The sequence below is a fragment of the Methylobacterium sp. WL116 genome (assembly GCF_008039455.1).
Classification (GTDB): Bacteria; Pseudomonadota; Alphaproteobacteria; order Rhizobiales; family Beijerinckiaceae; genus Methylobacterium.
The window spans coordinates 1-1,706 of sequence record NZ_VRUV01000744.1; the positions used below are offsets into that span (position 1 = coordinate 1).

Consider the following 1,706-nt stretch of genomic DNA (forward strand, 5'->3'; position numbering starts at 1 on the left):
GTGGTCGGCGTGCCGCTGCCGGCCGAGGCGCCGCGGCCGCAGGCGCCGGGATTGCCGCTGATCAACCCGCTGAGCGGCGTCCTCACGCCGGGGGCGCTGCTGACCAACAGCCTGCGGCGGCCGATCGCCACCGAGGACGCCTACGCGCCGCTCGGGATCAGGCTCGGCAGCTTCACGGTGCTTCCGTCCTTTACCCAGAGCCTCGGCTACGACACCAACCCGGACCAGACCACGCCGTCGCTCGCCAAGGGCTCGGTCGCGCTCCGGAGCGAGGGGGAGCTGAATTTCCGCTCGGACTGGTCGCGGAGCGAGCTCGCCGGCGAGTTGCGCGCCGGCTACCTCGAGACGCCGGAGAACGAGGCGGCGAGCCGCCCGAACGCGGCCGGCACCGTGCGCCTGCGGATCGACGCCAACCGCGACCTGCGGATCGACGCCGAGACCCGCTTCCTCGTCGACACCCAGCGCACCGGCAGCCCCAACCTCCAGGCCGTGACCGCGACCAACCGGCCGATCGTCGCGACCTACGGCACCTCGCTCGGCGCGACCGAGACCTTCAACCGGCTCTCGGTGTCCCTGCGCGGCTCGGTCGACCGCTCCGAGTTCGAGGATGCCCGGCTGTCGGACGGGACGGTGATCAGCCAGGCCGACCGCAACCAGAACCAGTACAGCATGCGCCTGCGCACGGCCTACGAGGTGACGCCGGAGATCAGCCCCTTCGTCGAGCTGCTCGCCGACACGCGGGTCTACGACCTGCGCCGCGACACCAGCGGCCTGCGCCGCGATTCCGACGGCATCGCCGCCTCGGTCGGCGCGACCGTGAACTTCACCCGCTCGATCAGCGGCGAGATCTCGGGCGGCCTTCAGCACCGCACCTACGTCGACCCGAGCCTGCGCGGCCTCGACGCGCCGATCCTCGCAGCCGCCCTGGTCTGGGCGGCGACCCCGCTGACCACCGTGCGCCTGAACGCGCAGGCCGGCGTCACCGAGACGACGGTCCCCGGCTCCAGCGGCATCCTGACCCAGACGGCGACGCTGGAGGTGCAGCACGACCTCCTGCGCAACCTCTCGATCATCGTCGGCGGCGCCTACCTCCGCAACGACTACCAGGGGGTGTCGATCCGCGAGACCGGCTTCTCGGCCACTGCCCGGCTCGATTACCGCTTCAACCGCTGGCTGACGCTGCGCGGCACCTACCTCTACCAGGAGATCACCAGCACGGCGGCGACGGCGAGCTTCTCCGACAACACCTTCCTGCTCGGGCTGCGGGTGAACCCGTAGCCCCAGTGCGCGGGCCCTCCCGGTTCAGCGCACTAGCGCGAGGGAGGCGCCGGACTTGGTGAGCGCGCCGTCGAGGGCGCCGCCGCCCTGCCGCAGGCGGGCGGCCACCGTGCCGCCCTGCTGGTACAGGTAGACCTCGCCGTCGCGGAAATCCCAGGCCGTGACCTTGGCCAGATCCTTGTTCGGGCAGCCGGCGGCGGAGGCCTTGTAGAGGTCGAGGGCCGGCGCGCTCGAGAGCGTCACCTTGCAGCTTCCGCCGGTCGCGTCCTTGGCGTCCCAGGCGCCGACCACCGAGGCCCGCCCGCTCGCCACCACCGGCGGGGCCGGGGGCGGGGCGACCACCGGCTCGGCGATGACGTTGGAGGCCGGCGGCGGGGCGATCGACGCCTGCGCGCCGATCGGTGCCTCGTCCGGCGCGGCGGTGGCAC

General features: G+C 72.9%; 2 protein-coding genes. One reads left to right on the plus strand and one right to left on the minus strand.

Translation table 11 applies throughout. The annotated features are described in order from the left end of the window. A partial coding sequence (locus FV223_RS26875; RefSeq protein ID WP_147729769.1) for an outer membrane beta-barrel protein occupies window positions 1-1,278 on the plus strand: 1,278 nt, incomplete at its 5' end. 24 nt (window positions 1,279-1,302) lie between these two features. On the opposite strand, the gene FV223_RS26880 is transcribed toward FV223_RS26875, so the two are convergent. Then, on the minus strand, window positions 1,303-1,706 hold a 404-nt coding region (locus tag FV223_RS26880; protein ID WP_147729770.1), incomplete at its 5' end, for an AprI/Inh family metalloprotease inhibitor.